The sequence below is a fragment of the Streptomyces sp. NPDC031121 genome (genome assembly GCF_055570615.1).
Genome location: NZ_JBVIGV010000010.1, coordinates 64103 through 84831 on the forward strand (window position 1 = coordinate 64103; position 20729 = coordinate 84831).

20 protein-coding genes and 1 riboswitch are annotated in these 20729 nt (G+C 73.7%); of the genes, 11 read left to right on the forward strand and 9 right to left on the reverse strand.

The window, feature by feature from the left end; all coding sequences use genetic code 11:
* Positions 1-39: 39 nt before the first annotated feature.
* On the forward strand, positions 40-981 hold the full coding sequence (locus ACZ462_RS19815; RefSeq protein WP_467807319.1) for an ROK family glucokinase: 942 nt from the start codon (positions 40-42) through the stop codon (positions 979-981).
* A gap of 98 nt (positions 982-1079) precedes the next feature.
* Positions 1080-1847: an endonuclease/exonuclease/phosphatase family protein gene (locus ACZ462_RS19820; protein ID WP_467807318.1), complete on the forward strand. Its 768-nt coding sequence runs from the start codon at positions 1080-1082 to the stop codon at positions 1845-1847.
* A gap of 13 nt (positions 1848-1860) precedes the next feature.
* Here ACZ462_RS19820 and ACZ462_RS19825 read toward each other — a convergent pair whose 3' ends face one another.
* Positions 1861-2493: a hypothetical protein gene (locus ACZ462_RS19825; RefSeq protein ID WP_467807317.1), complete on the reverse strand. Its 633-nt coding sequence runs from the start codon at positions 2491-2493 to the stop codon at positions 1861-1863.
* The gene (locus ACZ462_RS19830; protein WP_467807316.1) at positions 2486-3265 is read right to left on the reverse strand and encodes an alpha/beta hydrolase; all 780 of its coding nucleotides are present in this window, start codon (positions 3263-3265) and stop codon (positions 2486-2488) included. Before ACZ462_RS19830 ends, ACZ462_RS19825 begins: the two co-directional genes overlap by 8 nt.
* A 155-nt stretch (positions 3266-3420) precedes the next feature.
* Between ACZ462_RS19830 and ACZ462_RS19835 the strand changes: the two genes are divergently transcribed.
* The 4 genes from ACZ462_RS19835 (at position 3421) to ACZ462_RS19850 (ending at position 7404) form a co-directional block, all read left to right on the forward strand.
* Entirely contained in the window at positions 3421-4218 is a 798-nt protein-coding gene (locus ACZ462_RS19835) for a lysophospholipid acyltransferase family protein (RefSeq protein WP_467807315.1), read from the forward strand.
* A gap of 43 nt (positions 4219-4261) precedes the next feature.
* Complete coding sequence (macS, locus tag ACZ462_RS19840; protein WP_467807313.1) at positions 4262-5485, forward strand: MacS family sensor histidine kinase; 1224 nt, start codon at positions 4262-4264, stop codon at positions 5483-5485.
* An 80-nt stretch (positions 5486-5565) separates the two neighbouring features.
* Entirely contained in the window at positions 5566-6210 is a 645-nt protein-coding gene (locus ACZ462_RS19845) for a response regulator (protein ID WP_467807343.1), read from the forward strand.
* Positions 6211-6375: 165 nt separating this feature from the next.
* The gene (locus ACZ462_RS19850) at positions 6376-7404 is read left to right on the forward strand and encodes a 6-phosphofructokinase (RefSeq protein ID WP_467807312.1); all 1029 of its coding nucleotides are present in this window, start codon (positions 6376-6378) and stop codon (positions 7402-7404) included.
* 584 nt (positions 7405-7988) lie between these two features.
* On the opposite strand, the gene ACZ462_RS19855 is transcribed toward ACZ462_RS19850, so the two are convergent.
* Entirely contained in the window at positions 7989-9899 is a 1911-nt protein-coding gene (locus ACZ462_RS19855) for an anthranilate synthase family protein (protein ID WP_467807310.1), read from the reverse strand.
* A gap of 281 nt (positions 9900-10180) precedes the next feature.
* On the opposite strand from ACZ462_RS19855, the gene ACZ462_RS19860 reads away from it, so the two are divergent.
* Complete coding sequence (locus ACZ462_RS19860) at positions 10181-11536, forward strand: class II 3-deoxy-7-phosphoheptulonate synthase (protein WP_467807308.1); 1356 nt, start codon at positions 10181-10183, stop codon at positions 11534-11536.
* Positions 11537-11726: 190 nt separating this feature from the next.
* Positions 11727-11984: a (2Fe-2S)-binding protein gene (locus ACZ462_RS19865; protein ID WP_467807307.1), complete on the forward strand. Its 258-nt coding sequence runs from the start codon at positions 11727-11729 to the stop codon at positions 11982-11984.
* Between the two features lie 25 nt (positions 11985-12009).
* Here ACZ462_RS19865 and bfr read toward each other — a convergent pair whose 3' ends face one another.
* Entirely contained in the window at positions 12010-12489 is a 480-nt protein-coding gene (bfr, locus tag ACZ462_RS19870; protein ID WP_467807306.1) for a bacterioferritin, read from the reverse strand.
* Positions 12490-12660: 171 nt separating this feature from the next.
* On the opposite strand from bfr, the gene ACZ462_RS19875 reads away from it, so the two are divergent.
* On the forward strand, positions 12661-13293 hold the full coding sequence (locus ACZ462_RS19875) for a sulfite oxidase-like oxidoreductase (protein WP_467807305.1): 633 nt from the start codon (positions 12661-12663) through the stop codon (positions 13291-13293).
* Between the two features lie 73 nt (positions 13294-13366).
* On the opposite strand, the gene ACZ462_RS19880 is transcribed toward ACZ462_RS19875, so the two are convergent.
* The 5 genes from ACZ462_RS19880 to thiO all read right to left on the reverse strand — a co-directional run bounded on the left by ACZ462_RS19880 (position 13367) and on the right by thiO (position 18681).
* The gene (locus ACZ462_RS19880) at positions 13367-14278 is read right to left on the reverse strand and encodes a deoxyribonuclease IV (RefSeq protein ID WP_467807342.1); all 912 of its coding nucleotides are present in this window, start codon (positions 14276-14278) and stop codon (positions 13367-13369) included.
* Between the two features lie 8 nt (positions 14279-14286).
* Complete coding sequence (gene pknB, locus ACZ462_RS19885; protein ID WP_467807304.1) at positions 14287-16236, reverse strand: Stk1 family PASTA domain-containing Ser/Thr kinase; 1950 nt, start codon at positions 16234-16236, stop codon at positions 14287-14289.
* A gap of 278 nt (positions 16237-16514) precedes the next feature.
* Positions 16515-17309 (reverse strand): thiazole synthase, encoded by a 795-nt coding sequence (locus ACZ462_RS19890; protein ID WP_467807303.1) that lies wholly within the window; start codon positions 17307-17309, stop codon positions 16515-16517.
* A gap of 5 nt (positions 17310-17314) precedes the next feature.
* Positions 17315-17515, reverse strand: coding sequence for a sulfur carrier protein ThiS (gene thiS, locus ACZ462_RS19895; protein ID WP_467807302.1), 201 nt, complete (start codon positions 17513-17515; stop codon positions 17315-17317).
* A complete protein-coding gene (thiO, locus tag ACZ462_RS19900; RefSeq protein ID WP_467807300.1) occupies positions 17512-18681 on the reverse strand; it encodes a glycine oxidase ThiO in 1170 nt (389 codons plus the stop codon). The genes thiS and thiO overlap by 4 nt, the downstream gene beginning before the upstream one ends.
* A riboswitch (TPP riboswitch) is annotated at positions 18677-18792 on the reverse strand. It overlaps the preceding gene by 5 nt.
* 112 nt (positions 18793-18904) lie before the next feature.
* Here thiO and ACZ462_RS19905 point away from each other — a divergent pair.
* Both ACZ462_RS19905 and ACZ462_RS19910 read left to right on the forward strand, forming a co-directional pair.
* Entirely contained in the window at positions 18905-20125 is a 1221-nt protein-coding gene (locus ACZ462_RS19905) for an NAD(P)/FAD-dependent oxidoreductase (protein WP_467807299.1), read from the forward strand.
* 83 nt (positions 20126-20208) lie between these two features.
* A complete protein-coding gene (locus ACZ462_RS19910; protein ID WP_125543032.1) occupies positions 20209-20574 on the forward strand; it encodes an Rv2175c family DNA-binding protein in 366 nt (121 codons plus the stop codon).
* Positions 20575-20729 lie beyond the last annotated feature (155 nt).

Consider the following 20729-nt stretch of genomic DNA (forward strand, 5'->3'; position numbering starts at 1 on the left):
TTTGGCCGTGGCGGGGTTTGACCGGAAACCGAGGGACTAATGGGACTCACCATCGGCGTCGACATCGGCGGCACGAAGATCGCGGCCGGCGTGGTCGACGAAGAGGGCACCATCCTTGAGACGTACAAGGTGCCCACCCCGCCGACCGCGGACGGAGTGACGGACGCGATCTGCTCCGCCGTCTCCGCGGTAAGCAGCCAGCACACCATCGAGGCCGTCGGCATCGGCGCCGCCGGATACGTCGACGACAAGCGCGCGACCGTCCTGTTCGCGCCCAACATCAACTGGCGCCACGAGCCGCTCAAGGACAAGGTCGAGCAGCGCATCGGCCTGCCCGTCGTCGTCGAGAACGACGCCAACTGCGCCGCCTGGGGCGAATACCGCTTCGGCGCAGGCCAGGGCCACGAGGACGTCATCTGCATCACCCTGGGCACCGGCCTCGGCGGCGGCATCATCATCGGCAACAAGCTGCGCCGCGGCCGCTTCGGCGTGGCCGCCGAGTTCGGCCACATCCGCGTCGTCCCCGACGGCCTGCTGTGCGGCTGCGGCAGCCAGGGCTGCTGGGAGCAGTACGCCTCCGGCCGCGCCCTGGTCCGCTACGCCAGGCAGCGCGCCAAGGCCACCCCGGAGAACGCCGCACTGCTCCTCGCCCTGGGCGACGGCACCCCCGAGGGCATCGAGGGCAAGCACATCAGCCAGGCCGCCCGCCAGGGCGACCCGGTGGCCGTGGACTCCTTCCGCGAGCTGGCCCGCTGGGCCGGCGCCGGCCTCGCCGACCTGGCCTCGCTGTTCGACCCCTCGGCGTTCATCGTCGGCGGAGGCGTCTCCGACGAGGGCGACCTCGTCCTCGACCCGATCCGCAAGTCCTTCAAGCGCTGGCTGATCGGCGGCGCCTGGCGCCCGCACGCCCAGGTGCTGGCCGCACAGCTCGGCGGCAAGGCCGGCCTGGTCGGCGCGGCAGACCTCGCCCGCCAGGGCTGACTCCGGACCGGGCGCGGCCCGGCCCGCTCCGCACACGGCAGCACCCCGCCCGCCGCGCCCCCTGGGGCACGGCGGGCGGGGTGGCTATGTTGCCGTGTATGGACCTGACCTCGCGCCTGCCCGCGCTGCCGCAGTCCCGGACGGAGGCCGACGGCTCCGCCGTCGTCCGCGCCCTCAGCTACAACGTCCGCTCGCTGCGCGACGACGAGGACGCCCTGGCCCGCGTCATCCGCGCCTGCGCCCCCGACCTGGTCTTCGTCCAGGAGGCCCCGCGGTTCTTCCGCTGGCGCAAGCACGCCGCCCGCCTCGCCGCCAAGTGCGACCTCGTCGTGCTCTCCGGCGGGGCTACCGCCGCCGGACCGCTCCTGCTGTGCTCCCTGCGCGCCACCGTCGAGCGCACCGAGGACGTCCTGCTCCCGCTGACGCCCGGCCTGCACCGGCGCGGCTTCGCCACCGCCGTCGTCCGCTTCGGGGCCGCCCGCACCGCCGTGTTCAGCGCCCACCTGTCGCTGGACCCCGCCGAGAGGCGGGCCCAGGCCGGGGAGCTGCTGTCCCGTGTCGACCGGGCCGGAACCCCGTACGCGATCGCCGCCGGAGACGTCAACGAGACGCCCGACGGCCCCGCCTTCCGCATGCTGGCCGGCACCCTCCAGGACTGCCGTACGGCCGCCCCGTGGGGCGGCGAGCACACCTTCACCCGCTCCGGGCGCCCCCGGCGCATCGACGCGGTCTTCGCGAGCCGCGGGGTGGAGGTCCTCGGCTGCGGCGTTCCCGAGGGCCTCGACGGGGTCAGCGGCGCGGACCTCGCCGCGGCCAGCGACCACCTCCCGGTCCTCGCCGCCCTGCGCCTGCCCGCCGCCGGCTGAGCGGCCCGGCCCGTCAGACGACGGCGCCGCGGCCCGGGTCGTCGTCCTCGTCGTCGCCGTGCGCCATACGGGCCACCAGGGTGGCGAAGCCGCCCAGGAAGCCGCCGATGCCCAGAGTGGTCAGCCACCACGTCATGTCCCACCGGAACAGCACCGCGAGCAGCAGCAGCACCGGCCCGCCCACCACCGCCAGCCACGCGAACTTCGCCGTGGTGTCGGCCTCCGGCAGCTCCGGCTCCGGCTGGACGAAGTGCCCCTCGTCCCCGTCGTCCGGCTCGGTCGGCGAGTAGTCCCGCGGCCCGGCCCCGCCCACGCCGACGCCCGGGGCGAACACCACCGAGCTGCCCAGCGGCTTCGCCGGGCCGGCGTCCTGCGGCGGCTCCTCCCCGGACGCCTCGGGCGACCCCGGCGACGCCTCGGGCGCCGAGGTTCCAGGCGCCCCGGTCGCGCCGCCCGAGGGCCGCCCCGGCTTCCGCGGCAGCGGCTTGACGTCCTCCTCGGGCAGCATCAGGTTCTCGATCGGCCGGAACGGCCGCGACCCCGGCGGGTCCGGCGGCTCCTGCCCGTACCCGGCGACGATCGCCGCCCACGCCGCTTCCTCGTCCAGCGGGGGCACGCCCCCCGGGGACTCCTCGTGTTCAGCCACCGCTGGCCGCCTCCTTGCTGCCGACGCCCTCCGCGAGCCGCGCGACGAACGCGTGGCTGTCCTCGAAGATCCGCTCCGCATCATGGTCCAACGTCGCGACGTGGTAGCTGTGTTCCAGCAGGGTCTCGGTCACGTCCGTCGAGGAGATCCGCGCCAGGATCCGCGCCGAGTCCACCGGCGGGACCACGTGGTCCTGCGGGCTGTGCAGCAGCAGCACCGGCTGCGTCACCTGCGGCAGGTCGCCGTCCACCAGCCGCAGGAAGTCCCGCAGGGACTGCGCGGCCCGCGTCGGCACCCGGTCGTAGCCGATCTCCGACGCGCCCGGCTTCGCGATGTCGCTCGCGATGCCCGGCGTCGAGCGGATGAAGTGCTTGGCCACCGGAAGGGCGAACGCCCGCGGGTCGTGCAGCTTGTTGGCCGGGTTGACGAGGACGATGCCGCTGATGGCATCACCGTGCTTCGCCGCCAGCCGCAGGGTCAGCGCCCCGCCCATCGACAGGCCGAAGACGAACACCCGGGCGCACCGGTCGAGCAGCTCGCGCAGCGCCCGGTCGACCTCCGCGTACCAGTCCTGCCACCCCGTGAGCTGCATGTCCTCCCAGCGCGTGCCGTGCCCCGGAAGCAGCGGCACCGACACCGTCAGGCCCCGCCCGGCGAGGTACTCGGCCCACGGCCGCATCGACTGCGGCGTGCTCGTGAAGCCGTGGCACAGGAGGACGCCGACCTCCCCGCCCTCGTGGCGGAACGGCTCGGCTCCAGGGAGGACGGGCACCGGGTTCTCCTTCGTGACAAGGGGCGTGGGCGGGTGCGTAGCGCTGTGTGACTTCACCGTACGCGACCGGCACGGCACCGACCAGGGCCGTCGGGGCACCTCGGCGCGGGGCAGGGGTTAAGGTCTGTTCGACAGGACACAGGAAGGCTTTCGAGTTGATCTACGGCGCAATGAAGTTCTCCATCGGGGGTTCCCTGAAGCTCGCCTTCAGGCCGTGGGTGGAGGGCCTCGAGAACATCCCCGCCGAGGGGCCGGCGATCCTGGCGAGCAACCACCTGTCCTTCTCGGACTCGTTCTTCCTGCCGGCCGTGCTCGACCGGAAGGTCACCTTCATCGCGAAGGCCGAGTACTTCACCTCCCCGGGCGTGAAGGGCAAGCTGACCGCCGCCTTCTTCAAGGGCGTCGGCCAGCTCCCGGTGGACCGCTCCGGAGCGCGCGGCGCCGGCGAGGCCGCCATCAGGAGCGGCATCGAGGTCATCGAGCGCGGGGAGCTGTTCGGTATCTACCCCGAGGGGACGCGTTCACCCGACGGCCGCCTCTACCGCGGCAAGCCCGGCGGCCTGGCCCGCGTGGCGCTCGCCACCGGCGCCCCCGTCATCCCCGTCGCCATGATCGACACCGAGAAGATCCAGCCGCCCGGCAAGATCGTCCCGAAGCTGATGCGGCCGGGCATCCGCATCGGCAAGCCGCTCGACTTCAGCCGCTACCAGGGCATGGACGGCGACCGCTTCATCCTGCGCTCGGTGACCGACGAGGTCATGTACGAGATCATGAAGCTGTCCGGCCAGGAGTACGTCGACATCTACGCGACGGCCGCCAAGCGGCAGATCGCGGACGCCGAGAAGGCGGAGAAGGCCGCCAAGGCCGCCGAAAAGGCCGCGGACAAGGCGGCCGAGAAGGCGGAGAAGGCAGCGGAGGCCGAGAAGGCGGCGGAAGCCGGCAAGACCGCCTGACAGGCGCGGCAGCAGGGCGGTACCGCCCGCAAGGGGTGGGGCAATGGCGAAACGCGAACGTGTCGTGCGCATGTCGGTCGAGCAGCCGCTGTGGCGGGCGCTGACCGCCTACCGGCTGATCACCATGGTCTACGCGGCGGGCCTGTTCGCCTCCGCCTACCGCTACTTCGACCGGCCGTGGATCGCCGTCTGGTACCTGGCGTTCCTCGCCGTGTGGACCCTGGCCACGCTCCGCAAGGTCGCTAACGCGGCCAGCTGCACCAAGCGCTTCCTCGTCGCGGACCTCACCGTCGCCCTCGTGGGCATCCTGCTGACCCCGCTCGCGGACACCCACGAGCGGATCACCGCCGGCGGCCCCACCCTGCCCACCATCTGGACGGCCGGCTCCGTCCTCGCCTTCGCCATCAAGGGCGGCTGGCGCTGGGCCTGCGCCGCCTCCAGCCTCGTCGCCGCCGCCAACATCGTCCAGCGCGGCGAGCCCACCCGGGACACCGTCCACAACGTGCTGCTGGTGTGGGTGGCGTCCGTCGCCATCGGGTACGTCGTCGAGGTCGCCCGCGCCAGCGAGGCCACCCTCGCCCGCGCCCTGGAGATCGAGGCCGCCACCCGCGAGCGGGAGCGCCTCGCCCGCGACATCCACGACGGCGTCCTCCAGGTCCTCGCCATGGTCCAGCGCCGCGGCACCGAGCTGGGCGGCGAGGCCGCCGAACTCGGGAGGCTGGCCGGCGAGCAGGAGGTCGCGCTGCGCACCCTCGTCTCCAGCGGGCTCGTCCGCCCCTCCCGGGTCTCCCGCGACGAGTCGCGGGGGGCTCTGGTCGACGCGTACGACGAGGACGATGCGGACGGCGCCGAGGCCGGCCCGGACGGCGGCGCGGTGGACCTGCGGTCCCTGCTCGCCCCGCACGCCGGGTCGAGGGTGAGCTTCGCCGAACCGGGCACCCCGGTGCCGCTGCCCGCGCCCGCCGCCCGCGAGCTGGCCGCCGCCGTCGGCGCGGCCCTGGACAATGTGCGCAAGCACGCCGGGGACGGTGCCCGCGCCTGGATCCTCGTCGAGGACTGGGGCGACGAGGTGATCGTGACCGTCCGCGACGACGGCCCCGGCATCCCGGCGGGCCGCCTGGCCCAGGCCGAGGGCGAGGGCCGCATGGGCGTCGCCCTGTCCATCCGCGGCAGGCTGCGCGACCTCGGCGGAACCGCCGAGCTGGTGTCCGTCCCCGGGCAGGGCACCGAAGTGGAACTGAAAGTACCCAGGGGGAGGACCCAGTGACCGAGCCGAACGAGCAGACCGCGCGGACCGCGCAGGCGACCGGGCGGGACGGCGCCGATGCGCTCGGCGCCGTCAAGGTGATGGTCGTCGACGACCACCCGATGTGGCGCGACGCGGTGGCGCGCGACCTCGCCGAGGCCGGCTTCGACGTCGTCGCCACCGCCGGCGACGGCCCCGAGGCGGTGCGCCGGGCCCGCGCCGTCTCCCCGCACGTGCTGGTCCTCGACCTCAACCTGCCCGGCATGCCCGGCGTCCAGGTCTGCAAGGAGCTCGTCGGGGCCGACCCCGCCCTGCGCGTCCTCGTCCTGTCGGCCAGCGGCGAGCACGCCGACGTCCTGGAGGCCGTCAAGTCCGGCGCCACCGGCTACCTGATGAAGTCCGCCGGCGCCCAGGAGCTCATCGACGCGGTGCGCCGCACCGCCGCCGGCGACGCCGTGTTCACCCCGGGCCTCGCCGGGCTCGTCCTCGGCGAGTACCGCAGGCTGGCCGCGGACCCGGCGCCCGCCGCCCCCGACGAGCCGACGGCTCCCCAGCTGACCGACCGCGAGACCGAGGTGCTGCGGCTCGTGGCCAAGGGGCTGTCGTACAAGCAGATCGCGGAACGGCTCGTCATCTCCCACCGCACCGTCCAGAACCACGTCCAGAACACCCTGGGCAAGCTCCAGCTGCACAACCGGGTGGAACTCGTCCGGTACGCGATAGAGCGCGGCCTCGACGGGGCCTGACACTGGCGTACGTCGTACTTACGTCCCCATCCGAGTGAACCGGCGTACCCAACGCCCCGCAATTCCACCGGAATTGCACCTTCCGCTGCCGTTGGTGTGACCTGCGTCACCACTAGCGTGGCCGTCATGCGGGCCCGAGCGGCCCTGTGGCGAAAGGGAGATCCCATGAAGGTCGGAGTGCTGACCGGCGGCGGCGACTGCCCCGGGCTCAACGCGGTCATCCGGGGCGCCGTCCGCAAGGGCGTCCAGGAGTACGGCTACGAGTTCACCGGCTTCAAGGACGGCTGGCGCGGCGCGGTCGAGGGCGACACCGTCCCCCTCGGCATCGCCGCCGTCCGCGGCATCCTGCCGCGCGGCGGGACCATCCTCGGCTCCTCGCGCACCAACCCGTTCACGCTGGACGACGGCGTACGCCGGATCAAGGACACCCTCGCCAAGCACGAGGTCGACGCGCTGATCGCGATCGGCGGCGAGGACACCCTCGGCGTGGCCGCCCGCCTCCACGCGGAATACGGCATCCCCTGCGTCGGCGTCCCCAAGACCATCGACAACGACCTGTCCGCCACCGACTACACCTTCGGCTTCGACACCGCCGTCGGCATCGCCACCGAGGCCATCGACCGGCTGCACACCACCGCCGAATCCCACATGCGGGTCCTCGTCGTCGAGGTGATGGGCCGCCACGCCGGCTGGATCGCCCTGCACTCCGGCCTCGCCGGCGGCGCCAACGCCATCCTCATCCCCGAGCAGCGCTTCGACCTGGACGAGGTGTGCGCCTGGGTCGCCTCCCGGTTCAAGGCGAGCTACGCCCCGATCGTCGTCGTCGCCGAGGGCGCCATGCCCAAGGACGGCGACATGGTGCTCAAGGACGCCACCACCGACTCCTTCGGGCACGTCCGGCTGTCGGGCGTCGGCGAATGGCTGGCCAAGGAGATCGAGGCCCGCACCGGCAAGGAGGCCCGCACCACCGTCCTCGGGCACGTCCAGCGCGGCGGCACCCCCAGCGCCTTCGACCGCTGGCTCGCGACCCGCTTCGGGCTGCACGCCGTCGACGCCGTCCGCGACGGGGACTTCGGGACGATGGTCGCGCTCCGCGGCACCGACATCGTGCGGGTCCCGCTCGCCGAGGCGACGGCCAAGCTGAAGACGGTCGACCCGGCCCTGTACCGGGAGGCCGGGGTCTTCTTCGGCTGACCCCCGCCGACCCCGGGCCGGGGCGGGCGGCGGCCCGGACCGAAGCGGCACCCCGGCCCGGCATCCGGGCCCGCCCGGCCCTGCCGCACGGGGCGGCTGTACGGACGCCCGGGCTGGGAGCTGTCGGGGGTGGGGTTGGCGGGAGCCGAGGGGCCGCCGTGCGCATGTCCCGGCCGGGGCTGCCGGGGAGGCGAGGCGCCCGGTAGAGCCCGCCCTCGGCGTCCGGGCCAGGCCTGGGCCTGCTGCGTGGGGCGGCCGTGCGGACGTCCCGGCCGTGAGCCGTCGGGGACGGCGAAGGCGTCCCGGTACGGCCCATCGGCGTCCGGGTCCGGGCCGGGCTTGCCGTGTGGGGCGGCCGTGCGGGCGGCCGGGCCGGAGCTGCCGGGGGAGGGCCGAGGCGGCGCCCCGGTACGGTCCGCCTTCGGCGTCCGGGGCCGGGCCGGGCCCGTTCCGCCGGGGCGCCCGACGGACGTCTCCCCGGCCGGGGCGGCAGCCCCGGGGACGCCGGGCCCCGCCGGGCCTGCGGTGTCGTGGCCTGCCGCGTGTGCCGACGCGCCCCGCCGCTGCCGGGGCGACGGCCTGTGTTACGCCGGGGCGCCCGTGCGCACGCCCGCCAGCAGGCCGTGCAGCAGGTCCGCGCCGCGCAGGGTGAGGACGGACTCGGGGTGGAACTGGACGCCGGCGAAGCCGCCGGAGGCGGACCGCAGGGCGTGGACCTCGCCCGTCGCCGGATCCCGCGCCACCTCGACGCCCCGCGCGGCCAGCCGGGCCGCGGCCGCGCCGTCGCAGGCGGCCGCGAACGCGTTGTAGAAGCCGACCACCTCGGGCCGGCCGAACAGGTCGACCTCCACCTGCGCCCCCTGCGCCGGCTCGGCCTTGCGGACCAGCGGCAGCCCCAGCTCGGCGGCGATCAGCTCGTGCCCCAGGCACACCCCGAGCAGCCCGCCCGCGTGCCCGGCCAGCAGCTCCCCCGCCAGACCGCGCAGCAGCCGCATCTTCGGGTCCGCCGGGTCGGACGGGTCGCCGGGCCCCGGGCCGAGCACGACCGGTCCCGTGTGCGCGAGGGCGGCCTCCCGCAGCCCCGGCTCGTCGTAGCGGCGTACCGACACCGACAGCCCGCCGGCCCGCAGCACGTGCGCCAGCATCGCGGTGAACGTGTCCTCGCCGTCCACCACCAGGCAGTCCCCGGCCGCGGCCGGCGGCCGCTCCTGCATCCGCAGCCAGAACGGCGCCAGATCCCGGCGCCGCGCGGCCAGCGCCCGCACCACCCGAGGGTCCTCCGCCAGCCGGGCCCCCTCGAAGGCCGGCCGCGGCGCCCCCGGCCGGACCCCCAGCGCCGCCAGCACCCCGGCCGCCTTCGCGTGCGTCTCGGCGACCTCGCCCGCCGGGTCCGAGTGGCGCACCAGCGTCGCCCCGACGGGCACGCGCAGGGCCCCGTCCACGCCGATGTCCGCGGTGCGGATCAGGATGGGGGAGTCCAGCACCTGCCCGCCCGCGGCGTCCACACCCAGCAGGGCCAGCGCCCCCGCGTAGTAGCCGCGGCCCACCCCGTCCGGGCCGACCGGCTCGTGCCGCCCGATCACCCGGCAGGCGTTCTCCACCGGCGAGCCCGTCACCGTCGCCGCGAACATCGTCTCCCGCAGCACCTCCCGCACGTCCAGCGAGGAACGGCCCCGCAGCTCGTACTCGGTGTGCGCCAGGTGCGCCATCTCCTTCAGCCGCGGCCCGACCACCACACCGCCGCGGTCGCCGACCGTGCACATCATCTTGAGCTCCTCGTCGACCACCATCGACAGCTCCTCGGTCTCCTTGCGGTCGCCCAGGAACGCCAGCAGCGACTCGGCGGTCGGCCCCCCGGCCGGATACCGGTAGGTCCCGCTGATCGGGTTCATCACGACGGTCCCGCCGGACATCCGCACGTGCACCTCCGGACTCGCCCCGACCAGCGTCCGCGCACCGGTGTGGACCACGTACGTCCAGTACGCGCCCCGCTCGCCCAGCAGCAGCCGCCGGAACAGCGCCAGCGCGTCCGCCCGCCCGAAGCCGTCGATGCGGCCGCCGTACGTGCGCCGGATGACGAAGTTCGCGCCCTCGCCGCGGCCGATCTCCTCCTCCACGACCCGCCGGACGATCCGCGCGTACTCCTCGTCGGGCACGTCGAAGCCGCCGCCCTCCACCCGCACCGCGTGCGCCGGCAGCACGGCCAGCGCCTCGGCGAGCGGGACCTCGTACGCCTCCTCCGCGGCCAGCACGCTCAGCGGCGTGCCGTCGTCGGGGACGTCGAACCCGCGCTCGCGGATCTGCCGGAACGGCACCAGGGCGAGCGTCGGCAGCCCGCGGACGGGCAGGTCGGCGAGGCGCTCCGCCTCGTGGACGGGCCCCACGAGCACCTCGACGGTGTCGTGGGCGCGGCCGGGGGTGCGCCGGCGCAGCAGCGCGAACGGGGGGCTGTCGTCGCCGAGCAGGTCGAGCAGTCGGCTGGCGGTGGTCTCCATGCGGGGCGGTGGTCCTTCCGGGTGGGAGGGACGGCCGGCCGCATCGCACACGCGGAAGGCCGCCCCTCGGGGCGGCCTTCGCGTCGGTCGTGTCAGTGGGTACGCGCGAGGAGTGGGCCGCCGGGAGCGGTCCACCACCAGGAGCGGCAGGAGTGCGCGTACATGCCGGCCACCCTAGCCCACCCGGACGGACGGCGTGCGGGGGAAACACGGTGAGAGACGTCCGTCTCAACTGATGGGCATCAGGCAGGGCACGAGGTGGGACGCCTTAATGTGTAGGGGTGACCGTGAACGCTGAAACCCACGCCCCCGCCGCCAAGGCGACCTGGCGAGACCTGCCCGCGGCGCAGCAGCCTTCGTACCCCGATGCCGAGGCCCTGCGCGCAGTCGTCGCGGACCTCGAGTCGTATCCTCCGCTCGTTTTCGCGGGCGAATGCGACCAGCTGCGCGCCCGTCTGGGAGCCGTCGCCCGTGGTGAGGCGTTCCTCCTCCAGGGCGGCGACTGCGCCGAGGCCTTCGACGCCGTGTCCGCCGACCACATCCGCGCCAAGCTGAAGACGCTGCTCCAGATGAGCGCCGTCCTGACCTACGCGGCCTCCGTGCCCGTCGTGAAGGTCGGGCGCATCGCCGGCCAGTACAGCAAGCCCCGCTCCAAGGACACCGAGACCCGCGACGGGGTGACCCTGCCGACCTACCGCGGCGACTCCGTCAACGGCTTCGAGTTCACCTCCGAGGCCCGCGTCCCGGACCCCGAGCGGCTCAAGCGCATGTACCACGCCTCCGCGTCGACGCTGAACCTGGTGCGCGCCTTCACCACCGGCGGCTACGCCGACCTGCGCCAGGTGCACGCCTGGAACCAGGACTTCGTGAAGTCCTCCCCGTCCGGGCAGCGCTACGAGCAGCTCGCCCGGGAGATCGACAACGCCCTGAGCTTCATGAAGGCCTGCGGCACCGACCCGGCCGAGTTCAAGGCGGTGGAGTTCTACTCCTCGCACGAGGCGCTGCTCCTCGACTACGAGGGCGCCCTCACCCGTACGGACTCCCGGACCGGGAAGCTGTACGACACCTCCGGCCACATGGTGTGGATCGGCGAGCGCACCCGGCAGCTGGACCACGCGCACATCGAGTTCTGCTCGCAGATCGCCAACCCGATCGGCATCAAGCTCGGCCCCACGACCACCGTGGACGAGGCGCTGACCTACATCGACCGCCTCGACCCCGAGCGCGACCCGGGCCGGCTCACCTTCGTCGTCCGCATGGGCGCCGACAAGGTGCGCGACAAGCTGCCCGAGCTCGTGGAGAAGGTCACCGCCTCCGGCGCGGTCGTCGGCTGGGTCACCGACCCGATGCACGGCAACACCTTCGAGGCCGCCTCCGGCCACAAGACGCGCCGCTTCGACGACGTCCTCGACGAGGTCAAGGGCTTCTTCGAGGTCCACAAGGCGCTGGGCACCCACCCTGGCGGCATCCACGTCGAGCTCACCGGCGACGACGTCACCGAGTGCGTGGGCGGCGGCGACGAGATCTTCGTCGACGACCTGCACCAGCGCTACGAGACGGCCTGCGACCCGCGGCTGAACCGCAGCCAGTCCCTCGACCTGGCCTTCCTCGTCGCGGAGATGTACCGCGACCAGTAGCGGCCGCACCCGCCGCCGCCCGCGGCGGCGGGTGAGCGCGCGATGACAGGCGATGACAGTGGGGCGCGGATCCGTGTGATCCGCGCCCCACTGGCGTACCCGGGGCTTTCAGGCCACCCCTGATTTGGGTACGGTTAGGTAAGCCTCACCGAACAGGGGTGGCTGCAAGACCACCCAGGAGGTGAACCGCGTGTACGTCTGCTCTTGCTTCGGCATCACCGACAAGCAGGTCCAAGAGCACGCGGCCGCCGGGGCCTGCACCCCCCGGCAGATAGCCTCCGTGACCAAGGCCGGCACCGACTGCGGCTCCTGCGTCCGCACCATCCAGGGCCTCCTCGGCCGCGGGGCCTGCCCCCGCCGCGAGCTGCTGGAGAAGGGCCGCACCGCCGCTGACGCGCTCGCCGCGGACACAGCCACCGCCGAGAAGGAACTCGCCGAGGCCGCCTGAGGCCCGTACGCGGAACAGCCGCCCGTCAGCTCTCCGGCTGCTCGATCAGCTGGGCGATGTACAGCTGCTCCCCGAGCGTCTCGATCAGCTCCAGCTGCGTGTCCAGGTAGTCGATGTGGTGCTCCTCGTCCTCCAGGATGTCCTCGAAGAGCCGCGCCGAGGTGGTGTCGCCCTTGCCGCGCATGACCTCGATGCCGCGCTTGAGCCGGTCGATCGCCTCGACCTCCACCTGGCGGTCCGCCTGGAACATCTCCGTCAGCGTCTGGCCCACCCGCACGTGGAAGAGGCGCTGGTAGTTCGGAAGCCCGTCGAGCATCAGGATCCGCTCGGTGAGCTTGTCCGCGTGCTTCATCTCGTCGATGGATTCGGCACGGGTGTAGTTCGCGAGCTTGGTCCAACCCTTGTTGTCCTGGATCCGGTAGTGGAGCCAGTACTGGTTGATCGCCGTGAGCTCGCCGGTCAGCTGCTCGTTCAGAAACTCGAGGACCTCGGGGTCGCCCTGCATCGCAGAGGCTCCTTCCAGGCAATGTCAGCTAGTGACGGGTCTGTGCGCGCATCCTTGCACCGTGACCATGAACCGTCCAGTAAGTGCCTCCTTAGTGGGAGTTGCCATGACATGCCCGAATCAGCTCGCGCCTGGTCATGACCACCCCGCCACGTCTGTCACCATGGAGACATGGGTCAGCCGGACAGCCGGGAATCTCCGGGAGCAGAACAGCTGGAGCTTCCCCCGGGACAGCGGCTCCAGCGGGGCTGGCCCGTCACCCACTACGGGCCCGTGCCCCGGTTCAAGCCCGACCGCTGGGAGTTCCGCGTCTTCGGCGCCACCGCCGACGGGCAGAAGCACTGCTGGAACCACGAGCAGTTCACCGCGCTGCCCTTCGAGACCGTCGTCGCCGATCTGCACTGCGTGACCAAGTTCAGCATGGTCGGCGCCGAGTGGGGCGGCGTCCTCGCCCGCGAGATCCTCGCCCTCGCACCCCCGTCGCCGCAGGCCACGCACGTGATGGTGTGGGCCGAGTACGGGTTCAGCTCCAACCTGCGGATGGCCGACTTCGCCTCCGAGCGGACCGTCTTCGCCACCCACCAGGGCGGCGAGCCCCTCACCGCCGAACACGGCTTCCCGCTCCGGCTCGTGGTGCCCCACCTGTACGCCTGGAAGGGCCCGAAATGGGTCCGCGGCATCGAGTACATGACCGCCGACCGGCGCGGCTTCTGGGAAGAGCGCGGCTACCACAACATCGGCGACCCCTGGCGGGAGCAGCGCTACTCGTACCAGGAGGAACCGGGCGACGGGCCCGAGCTGTAGAAGCTCCCCGCGGCCGGCTCCCCGGCCGGGCCGGGCCGGGCCGACACGGGCGCAGGACGCGGCCGCCCCCGGCTCAGTGCCGGTCCCGCAGCTCCTTCAACAGGGCCACGTCCGCCGCATGCCCCTCCTTGCCGCCCGGCGTCTCGATCACCAGGGGCACCCCCTCCATGGCCGGATGCGCGAACAGCTCCGCGAACGCCTCCCGGCCGATGCGTCCCCCGCCGATGTTCGCGTGCCGGTCCCGGTGCGCGCCCACACCCTCCTTCGAGTCGTTGGCGTGCACCAGCTTCAGCCGCCCCTCGCCCACCGTGTCCACCAGCAGGTCCAGCGCCGCCTTCACACCGCCCGGCTCCGCCAGGTCGTGCCCCGCGGCGAACACATGGCAGGTGTCCAGGCAGACCCCCAGCCGCGGATGGCGGTCCAGGGCCTCGACGTACGGGCCGAAGTCCTCCATCCGCGAACACAGCGACGACCCCTGCCCCGCCGTCGACTCCAGCAGCAGGAACGGGTCGTCCTCGTGTACCAGCTCGTCCAGCAGCGGCAGCACATACTCCCTGACCTGCGCCAATGCCGCCTCGCGCGGCCGCCCGCCCGTCGCCGACCCCGTGTGGACGACCACCCCGCGCGCCCCGATCCGCCGACCGCGGCGCAGCGAGTGCCGCAGCGACTCCACCGAGCGCTCCACCGTCGCCGCCGTGTGCGAGCCGAAGTTGATCAGATACGGGGCGTGCACGAACGCCGGGATCCCCGCCTCCGCGCAGCCCGCGACGAACAACTCGTCCTGCGCGGGGCTGCCCGACGGAGTCGCCCAGCCCCGCGGATTCGCCACGAACACCTGCACCGCCTCGGCGGCCAGCTCCCGCGCGTACGACAACCCCACCGAGGCGAGCCCGCCCGCCACCGGAACGTGCCCGCCGACCGGATTCCGCGCACGCCGCCCGGCCGCGACGACATCCGCCGCCCCTGCCTCCGCGGCCGCCGCCACCGACACGGCTAGAGCCCCTTGATCCGCAGGACGACCGTGCTGCCCTCCGGGGCGTTCTGGCCAGCCGGCACCGACTGCGCGTCCACCGTGTTCGAGAACGAGATCAGCGGCTTCTCCACGCGCACCTTGAACCCGGCACCCTCCAGCGTCCGGCGCGCCGCATCCGCGTCCTGCCCCGTCACGTTCGGCACCGGAACCAGACGCGGCCCCTTCGACACCGTCAACACCACCGTGTCACCCGCCGCAGCCTGAGCACCGGCACTCAGCGACTGGTTCGCCACCGTCCCCGCCGGCACCGGCGAGTTGACCTGCTCCGCAGCCACCTCCACCTTCAAGCCCAGATCCTGCAACGCCGTACGGGCCTGCTCCACCGGCCGCGCCGCCACGTTCGGCACCTGCACCGGCCGGCCCTTGCTCACCGTGATCGCCACCGCCGTGTCCGGCGCGCGCTTCTGCCCGTCCACCGGGTCCGTGCCGATCACCGAGCCCTGCGGGACGTCCTGGCTGAACGCCTCGTTCACGATCCCCGGCGCCAAGCCGCTCCGCGTCAGCTCCGCCTTCGCCTCATCCAGCGGCCGGCCCTTCACCTTCGGGACCACCACCACCTGCGGGCCCCGCGAAACGGTCAGCACCACCGCACCGTTGCCGCGGATCCGCTTGCCGCCCCCCGGGTCCGAAGCCATCACCGTGCCCCGCTCGAAAGCCTCGCTGAACTTCCGCTCCACCCGCTTCACACCCAGGCCGGCCTCCGACAGCTCCGAACGCGCCTGCGCCTCCGACTTCCCCAGCAGATTCGGGACCTTCGTGAACTGGCCCGCGCTGATGTACCACACACCCGTGCCCAGACCCAGCACCAGCAGCACCGCCGCCACCACCAGCAGCGGACCCCGCCGCACCCGGCCCGCCAGCGCCCGCGAAGCCCGGCCCGCCGGAGCCGGGCCCGCCTGAGCGGGACCGCTCTCCGGCAGCGGCGCCAGCACCGACGTGTGCTCCACATCGCCGGCGCCGCCGCCCTGCCGAGCCCCCACCGGGCGCGGAATCACACTCGTACGGTCCTCCGCCGCCGACCGCTCACCCGCCAGCGCCTGCGGCGGTACCGCATCCAACTCCGCATCCGACAACTCCGCCCGCACCCCGAGCACCACACCCAGCAGCGCCGCCGCATCGAACGGACGCAGCTCCGGCATCCGGGCCGTCGCCTGTGCCACGATCCCGTCCAGCGAAACCGGCAGACCCGGCACCACCGCCGACGGAGGCGGCACATCCTCGTGCAAGTGCCGGTACAGCACCTGCGCCGGCGTACCACCCGTATGCGGCTTCCCACCCGTCAGCATCTCGTACAGGACGACCCCGCACGCATACACATCGGCACGGGTGTCCGCGACACCGCTCTCCACCTGCTCCGGAGCCAGATACGACACCGTGCCCAGCACGGCACCCGTCGTACTCGTCACCGAATCCACCGACCGCACCAGGCCGAAATCAGCCACCTTCACCCGGCCGTCGTCACCGATCAGCACGTTCTCCGGCTTCATGTCCCGATGCACGAAACCCGCCCGATGAGCCGCACCCAGCGCCGCCAGCACCGGCTCCAGAATGTCCAACGCCGCCCGCGGCTGCAGCGCACCCCGCTCACGCAGCACATCCCGCAACGTGCAGCCCGACACGTACTCCATCGCCAGATACGTGTACGGGCCGTCCGTACCCTGGTCGAACACCGCCACCACATTCGGGTGCGCCAGCCGCGCCACCGACTTCGCCTCACGGATGAAACGCTCCACGAACGCGCCGTCCGCGGCCAGCGCCGGATGCATCACCTTCAACGCGAGAACCCGGTCCAGCCGGGTGTCCAAAGCCCGGTAGACCGTCGCCATCCCGCCGGCCGCGATACGGGCATCGATGCGGTAGCGGCCGTCGAGCGTCTGCCCGACCAGAGGGTCATCCAGGGTCGTGTCCACCCGGCGATTCTACGATCGGCACCTGTGGGCTCCGCCGGGAGAGCCAGGCTGGTGCGCACTTGTGACGCGCCCCACGCGCGGCTGCCGGCCCCCGCCACCGCTGCCGCTGCGCGGAGCCGTGCCCCACCCCGCCCCTTCCCGAAACCGGGGCTCCGCCCCGGACCCCGCGCCTCAAACGCCGGCGGGGCTGAAAACGCGGCGATTGAGCGCGACGGGCGCGGAGCGCACGGATGCCGCGGAGTCGGTGCGGAAGCCCGCGCGGCGATCCGGCGGGGTGGTCAGAACGCCGGGCGTTCCGGGTCCAGGGCGGGGCGGCCCTCCGTGGGGGAGGAGGGGGACGCGAAGCGGCGTTGGGGGATGCGGCCGGCGCGGTGGGCGAGCCGGCCCGCGGACACCGCGTCCCGCATGGCGGCAGCCATCAGCACCGGGGACTGCGCCCGCGTCACGGCGGAGGCGAGCATCACTCCCGCGCACCCCAGCTCCATTGCGAGGGCGGCGTCGGAGGCCGTGCCGGCGCCCGCGTCCAGGATCACCGGCACGCCGGCCCGTTCGACGATCAGCTCGAAGTTGTGCGGGTTCCGGATGCCCATCCCGGACCCGATGGGCGAGCCGAGCGGCATGACGGCCGCGCATCCGGCGTCTTCCAGCTTGCGTGCGAGGACCGGGTCGTCACTCGTGTACGGCAGCACCGTGAAGCCGTCGTCGACGAGGGTTTCGGCGGCTTGGAGCAGCTCCTCCCCGTCGGGGAGCAGCGTCCGTTCGTCGGCGACGACCTCCAGCTTGATCCAGTCGGTGCCCAGCGCCTCCCGTGCGAGCCGCGCGGTGAGGACGGCCTCGCCGGCGGTGAAGCAGCCCGCCGTGTTCGGGAGGACCGCGATCCCGAGCCGGTCGAGGACGGAGAGGACGGAGCCCTGGACGGTGGGGTCGAGGCGGCGCATCGCCACGGTCGTCAGCTCGGTGCCGGAGGCGGTCAGCGCCCGCTCCAGGATGTCGAGGCTGGGCGCCCCGCCCGTGCCCATGATCAGGCGGGAGGTGAAGGTGCGCCCGCCGAGGGTGAACACGTCGTCGGCCATCGTGCTCAGCCTCCCTGGACCGCGGTGAGGATTTCGATCCGGTCGCCGTCGCCGACCGGGGTCCGCGGCCACTGGCCGCGCGGTACGACCGCCTCGTTGAGGGCGGCGGCGACGCCCGACGGCGCGGTGGTGAGGGTGGCGACCACCGCGTCGAGGGTGGTGCCGGCCGCGAACTCGCGCGGCTCGCCGTTGACGGAGATGGTCATGCGTACGCCTCCTGACGTGCGGCGGTGAAGCGGCTCGGGGTGAACGGCAGTGCCACGTCCGGCAGCGTGCCGGTCGCGAGCAGCTCGGCCATCGCGTCGCCGGTGAGCGGGGTCAGCAGGACCCCGTTGCGGTAGTGCCCGGTGGCGAGGTGCAGGCCGGGCAGGGCGGTCGGGCCGAGGAGCGGGGCGTTGTCGGGGGAGCCGGGCCGCAGCCCGGCCAGGGTCTCGGTCAGCGGGAGTTCGGTGATGCCGGGTACGAGTTCGTGGGCGTCGCGGAGGAGTTCGTACACGCCGCCGGCGGTGACGGTGGTGTCCCAGCCGAGTTCCTCGCTGGTGGCGCCGACGACGAGTTCGCCGTTCTCCCGCGGCACCAGGTAGACGTGGCTGCCGCGGACGACGGCCCGCACCGTCCGCGACAGGAACGGCCCGTACGCCGCCGGCACCGCGAGCCGCAGCACCTGCCCCTTGACGGGCCGTACCGGCGGCAGGACCTCCCGCGGTACGCCGGCGAGGCGGCCGCTGAGCGATCCGGCGGCCAGGACGACCTGCCCGGCGCGCAGCTCGGTGCCGTCGTCGAGGAGGGCCCCGGCCGCCCGGTCGGCGGAGACGAGGAGGCGTTCGGCGCGCGCCCGGCGGATCTCCACCCCGGCGCGTTCGCAGGCGGCGAGGAGGGCGGCCGCGAGCCGGCGCGGGTCCACCTGGTGGTCGCCGTCGACGCGCAGGCCGCCGCGGACGCCGGGGGCCAGCATCGGCTCCAGCCGGCGGCACTCGCGGCCGGTGAGCCATTCCGGCTCCAGGCCGCAGCGGCGCTGGAGGGCGTGCAGTTCCCGCAGGTGGAGCCGGTCGTCGGCGTCGAGGGCGACGGCGAGGGTGCCGCAGGCCCGGTAGCCGATGTCCATGCCGCCGCTGGCATCGGCCAGCTCGGCGGCGAACTCCGGGTAGCGGGCGGCGGAGGCGAGGTTGAGGCCCAGCAGGGTCTCCTCGCCGTAGTGGAGTTCCGTGACCGCGGCGAGCATGCCGGCCGCGACCCGGGCCGCGCCGCCGCCGGGCGCGGGGTCGGCGAGCGCGGTGCGCAGCCCGCGCCGGGCGGCCCGCCAGGCGGTGGCCAGACCGATGATCCCGCCCCCGATGACGAGGACGTCGGATCCCTTCCGAGATGAGTGCATGGGCGTCCAGCCCCTCCCTTCGCCGGCATGACCCGGATCAGGTTCGTACGGTCGGAGGCCGCTTCAGCCTCCCTCTCAGCCCGGTGCGCCCGGACTCCCGCGACAGGTACGGTGGCCACAGTAGCCGCTCCCCTTCCGGGAGCGGGAGGAGGCCGGAGGGCGCCCCGCCGGGCCCCCCGCGGCAACTTCACTGACTGATCGTCAGGTCGCTAGGGTGGGTTTCGTGAGCGAGCAGACGGAAAACCACGAGCGCGGCGTCGTCATCGTCGGCGCCGGGATGGCCGGGGTCCAGACCGCGGTCGCCCTGCGCGAGCAGGGCTGGAACGGCCCCGTCACCCTGCTGGGCGCCGAGCCCCACCAGCCGTACGACCGGCCCCCGCTGTCCAAGGCGGTGCTGCTCGGCAAGGCCGAGGACTCCGCCTTCGACGTCGACTTCGAGGGCCTCGGGATCACGCTCCGGCTGGGAGTCGAGGTCACCGGTCTGCGGCCCGCCGACCGCGAGCTGGACACCGAGGCCGGACCGGTCCCGTACGGGGTCCTCGTGCTGGCGACCGGCGCCGAGCCGCTGACCCTGCCGGGCGCCGAGGGCGTGCCGGGCGTCCACCTGCTGCGCACCCTCGACGACGCGGCCCGGCTGCGGCCGGTCATCGCGCGCGCCCCGGCGACCGTCGTCGTCGGTGCCGGCTGGATCGGCGCCGAGTTCGCGACCGCCGCCCGCGAGGCCGGCTGCGCGGTCACCGTCGTCGAGGCCGCGGACCGGGTCCTGGCCGGGGCGCTGCCCGCCGAGGTCGCCGCCGCGATGGGCGGCTGGTACGGGGAGATCGGCGCCGACCTGCTCACCTCCGCCCGGGTGGCGTCCGTGGAGGCCGGGCGGGTCCTGCTGGCCGACGGCCGCGAGCTGCCCGCCGGCGCGGTCGTCGTCGGCATCGGGGCCCGGCCCGCGACCCGCTGGCTCGCCGGGTCGGGCGTCGAGCTCGGCCCCGACGGATCGGTCACCGCCGACGCCCACCTGCGGACCTCCGTCCCCGGGGTGTACGCGGTCGGCGACTGCGCCTCGTTCCCCTCGGCCCGGTACGGGGCCCGGCTGCTGGTGCACCACTGGGACAACGCCCTCCAGGGGCCGCGCGTCGTCGCGGCGAACATCCTGGCGGGAGAGCCCGTGGAGGCGTACGACCCGGTGCCGTACTTCTGGTCGGAGCAGTTCGGCCGGTTCGTCCAGTACGCCGGCCACCATGCGGACGCGGACACCCTGCTGTGGCGCGGCGACCCCGCCGGGCGGGACTGGTCGGTGTGCTGGCTGCGCGCCGGGGCCATGGTCGCGATCCTGGCCGTGGGCCGCCCCCGGGACCTCGCCCAGGGCCGGCGGCTCATCGAGGCGGGCACCCCCGTCGACCCGGCCCGCGTCGCGGACCCGGAGATCCCGCTCAAGGCCGCGGCCGCGTAGCCGCCGCCCGGCCGGGCGCCCGGGCGGCCCCGTACGGGTCGGCTCGGGTACCGGCGGCCCGTGGGAGGTGGCAGGCTTGTGCCGTGACCGAGATTGACGCAAAGATCGATGCCCTTGTCCCCGCCTGGCTCCACCTCCCCGACATCGCCGAGATGATGGGCGTCGAAGTGACCCGGGTCCGCCAGCTGGTCAAGGAAGGTCAGCTGATCGCGGTGCGCCGCGGGGAGAACCGCGCCCTCCAGGTCCCCGCCGACTTCATCGACGGCGACAAGCTGGTCAAGGGCCTCACCGGCCTGCTGACCGTGCTGAAGGACGACGGCTTCTCCGACGAGGAGATGCTGGAGTGGCTCTTCACCGCCGACCCGACCCTGCCCGGCACCCCCGTGCAGGCGTTGCGCGAGAATCGCGGCACGGAGGTCAAGCGCCGCGCCCAGGCGCTCGCCCTCTGAGCCGAGCCCGACAGATCCGACCTGGCGGGGGGGGGGACCGGCCAATGGGGTGGGGGGGGGAGGGACAAACCACCCTTTTTTCCGCGCAACCCCCCCCACCAGCCCCCCCGTCCCCAAAGCTCAAACACCCTCCACCCGAGTATAAGGGGACAGGA

Excerpts from the sequence above, each read along its gene's own strand:
- ACZ462_RS19815 (WP_467807319.1), top strand. The coding sequence starts at position 40 with ATGGGACTCACCATCGGCGTCGACATCGGCGGCACGAAGATCGCGGCC.
- ACZ462_RS19820 (WP_467807318.1), top strand. The coding sequence starts at position 1,080 with ATGGACCTGACCTCGCGCCTGCCCGCGCTGCCGCAGTCCCGGACGGAG.
- macS (WP_467807313.1), top strand. The coding sequence starts at position 4,262 with ATGGCGAAACGCGAACGTGTCGTGCGCATGTCGGTCGAGCAGCCGCTG.
- ACZ462_RS19845 (WP_467807343.1), top strand. The coding sequence starts at position 5,566 with ATGGTCGTCGACGACCACCCGATGTGGCGCGACGCGGTGGCGCGCGAC.
- ACZ462_RS19850 (WP_467807312.1), top strand. The coding sequence starts at position 6,376 with ATGAAGGTCGGAGTGCTGACCGGCGGCGGCGACTGCCCCGGGCTCAAC.
- ACZ462_RS19855 (WP_467807310.1), bottom strand. The coding sequence starts at position 9,899 with ATGGAGACCACCGCCAGCCGACTGCTCGACCTGCTCGGCGACGACAGC.
- bfr (WP_467807306.1), bottom strand. The coding sequence starts at position 12,489 with ATGCAGGGCGACCCCGAGGTCCTCGAGTTTCTGAACGAGCAGCTGACC.
- ACZ462_RS19875 (WP_467807305.1), top strand. The coding sequence starts at position 12,661 with ATGGGTCAGCCGGACAGCCGGGAATCTCCGGGAGCAGAACAGCTGGAG.
- ACZ462_RS19890 (WP_467807303.1), bottom strand. The coding sequence starts at position 17,309 with ATGGCCGACGACGTGTTCACCCTCGGCGGGCGCACCTTCACCTCCCGC.
- thiS (WP_467807302.1), bottom strand. The coding sequence starts at position 17,515 with ATGACCATCTCCGTCAACGGCGAGCCGCGCGAGTTCGCGGCCGGCACC.
- thiO (WP_467807300.1), bottom strand. The coding sequence starts at position 18,681 with ATGCACTCATCTCGGAAGGGATCCGACGTCCTCGTCATCGGGGGCGGG.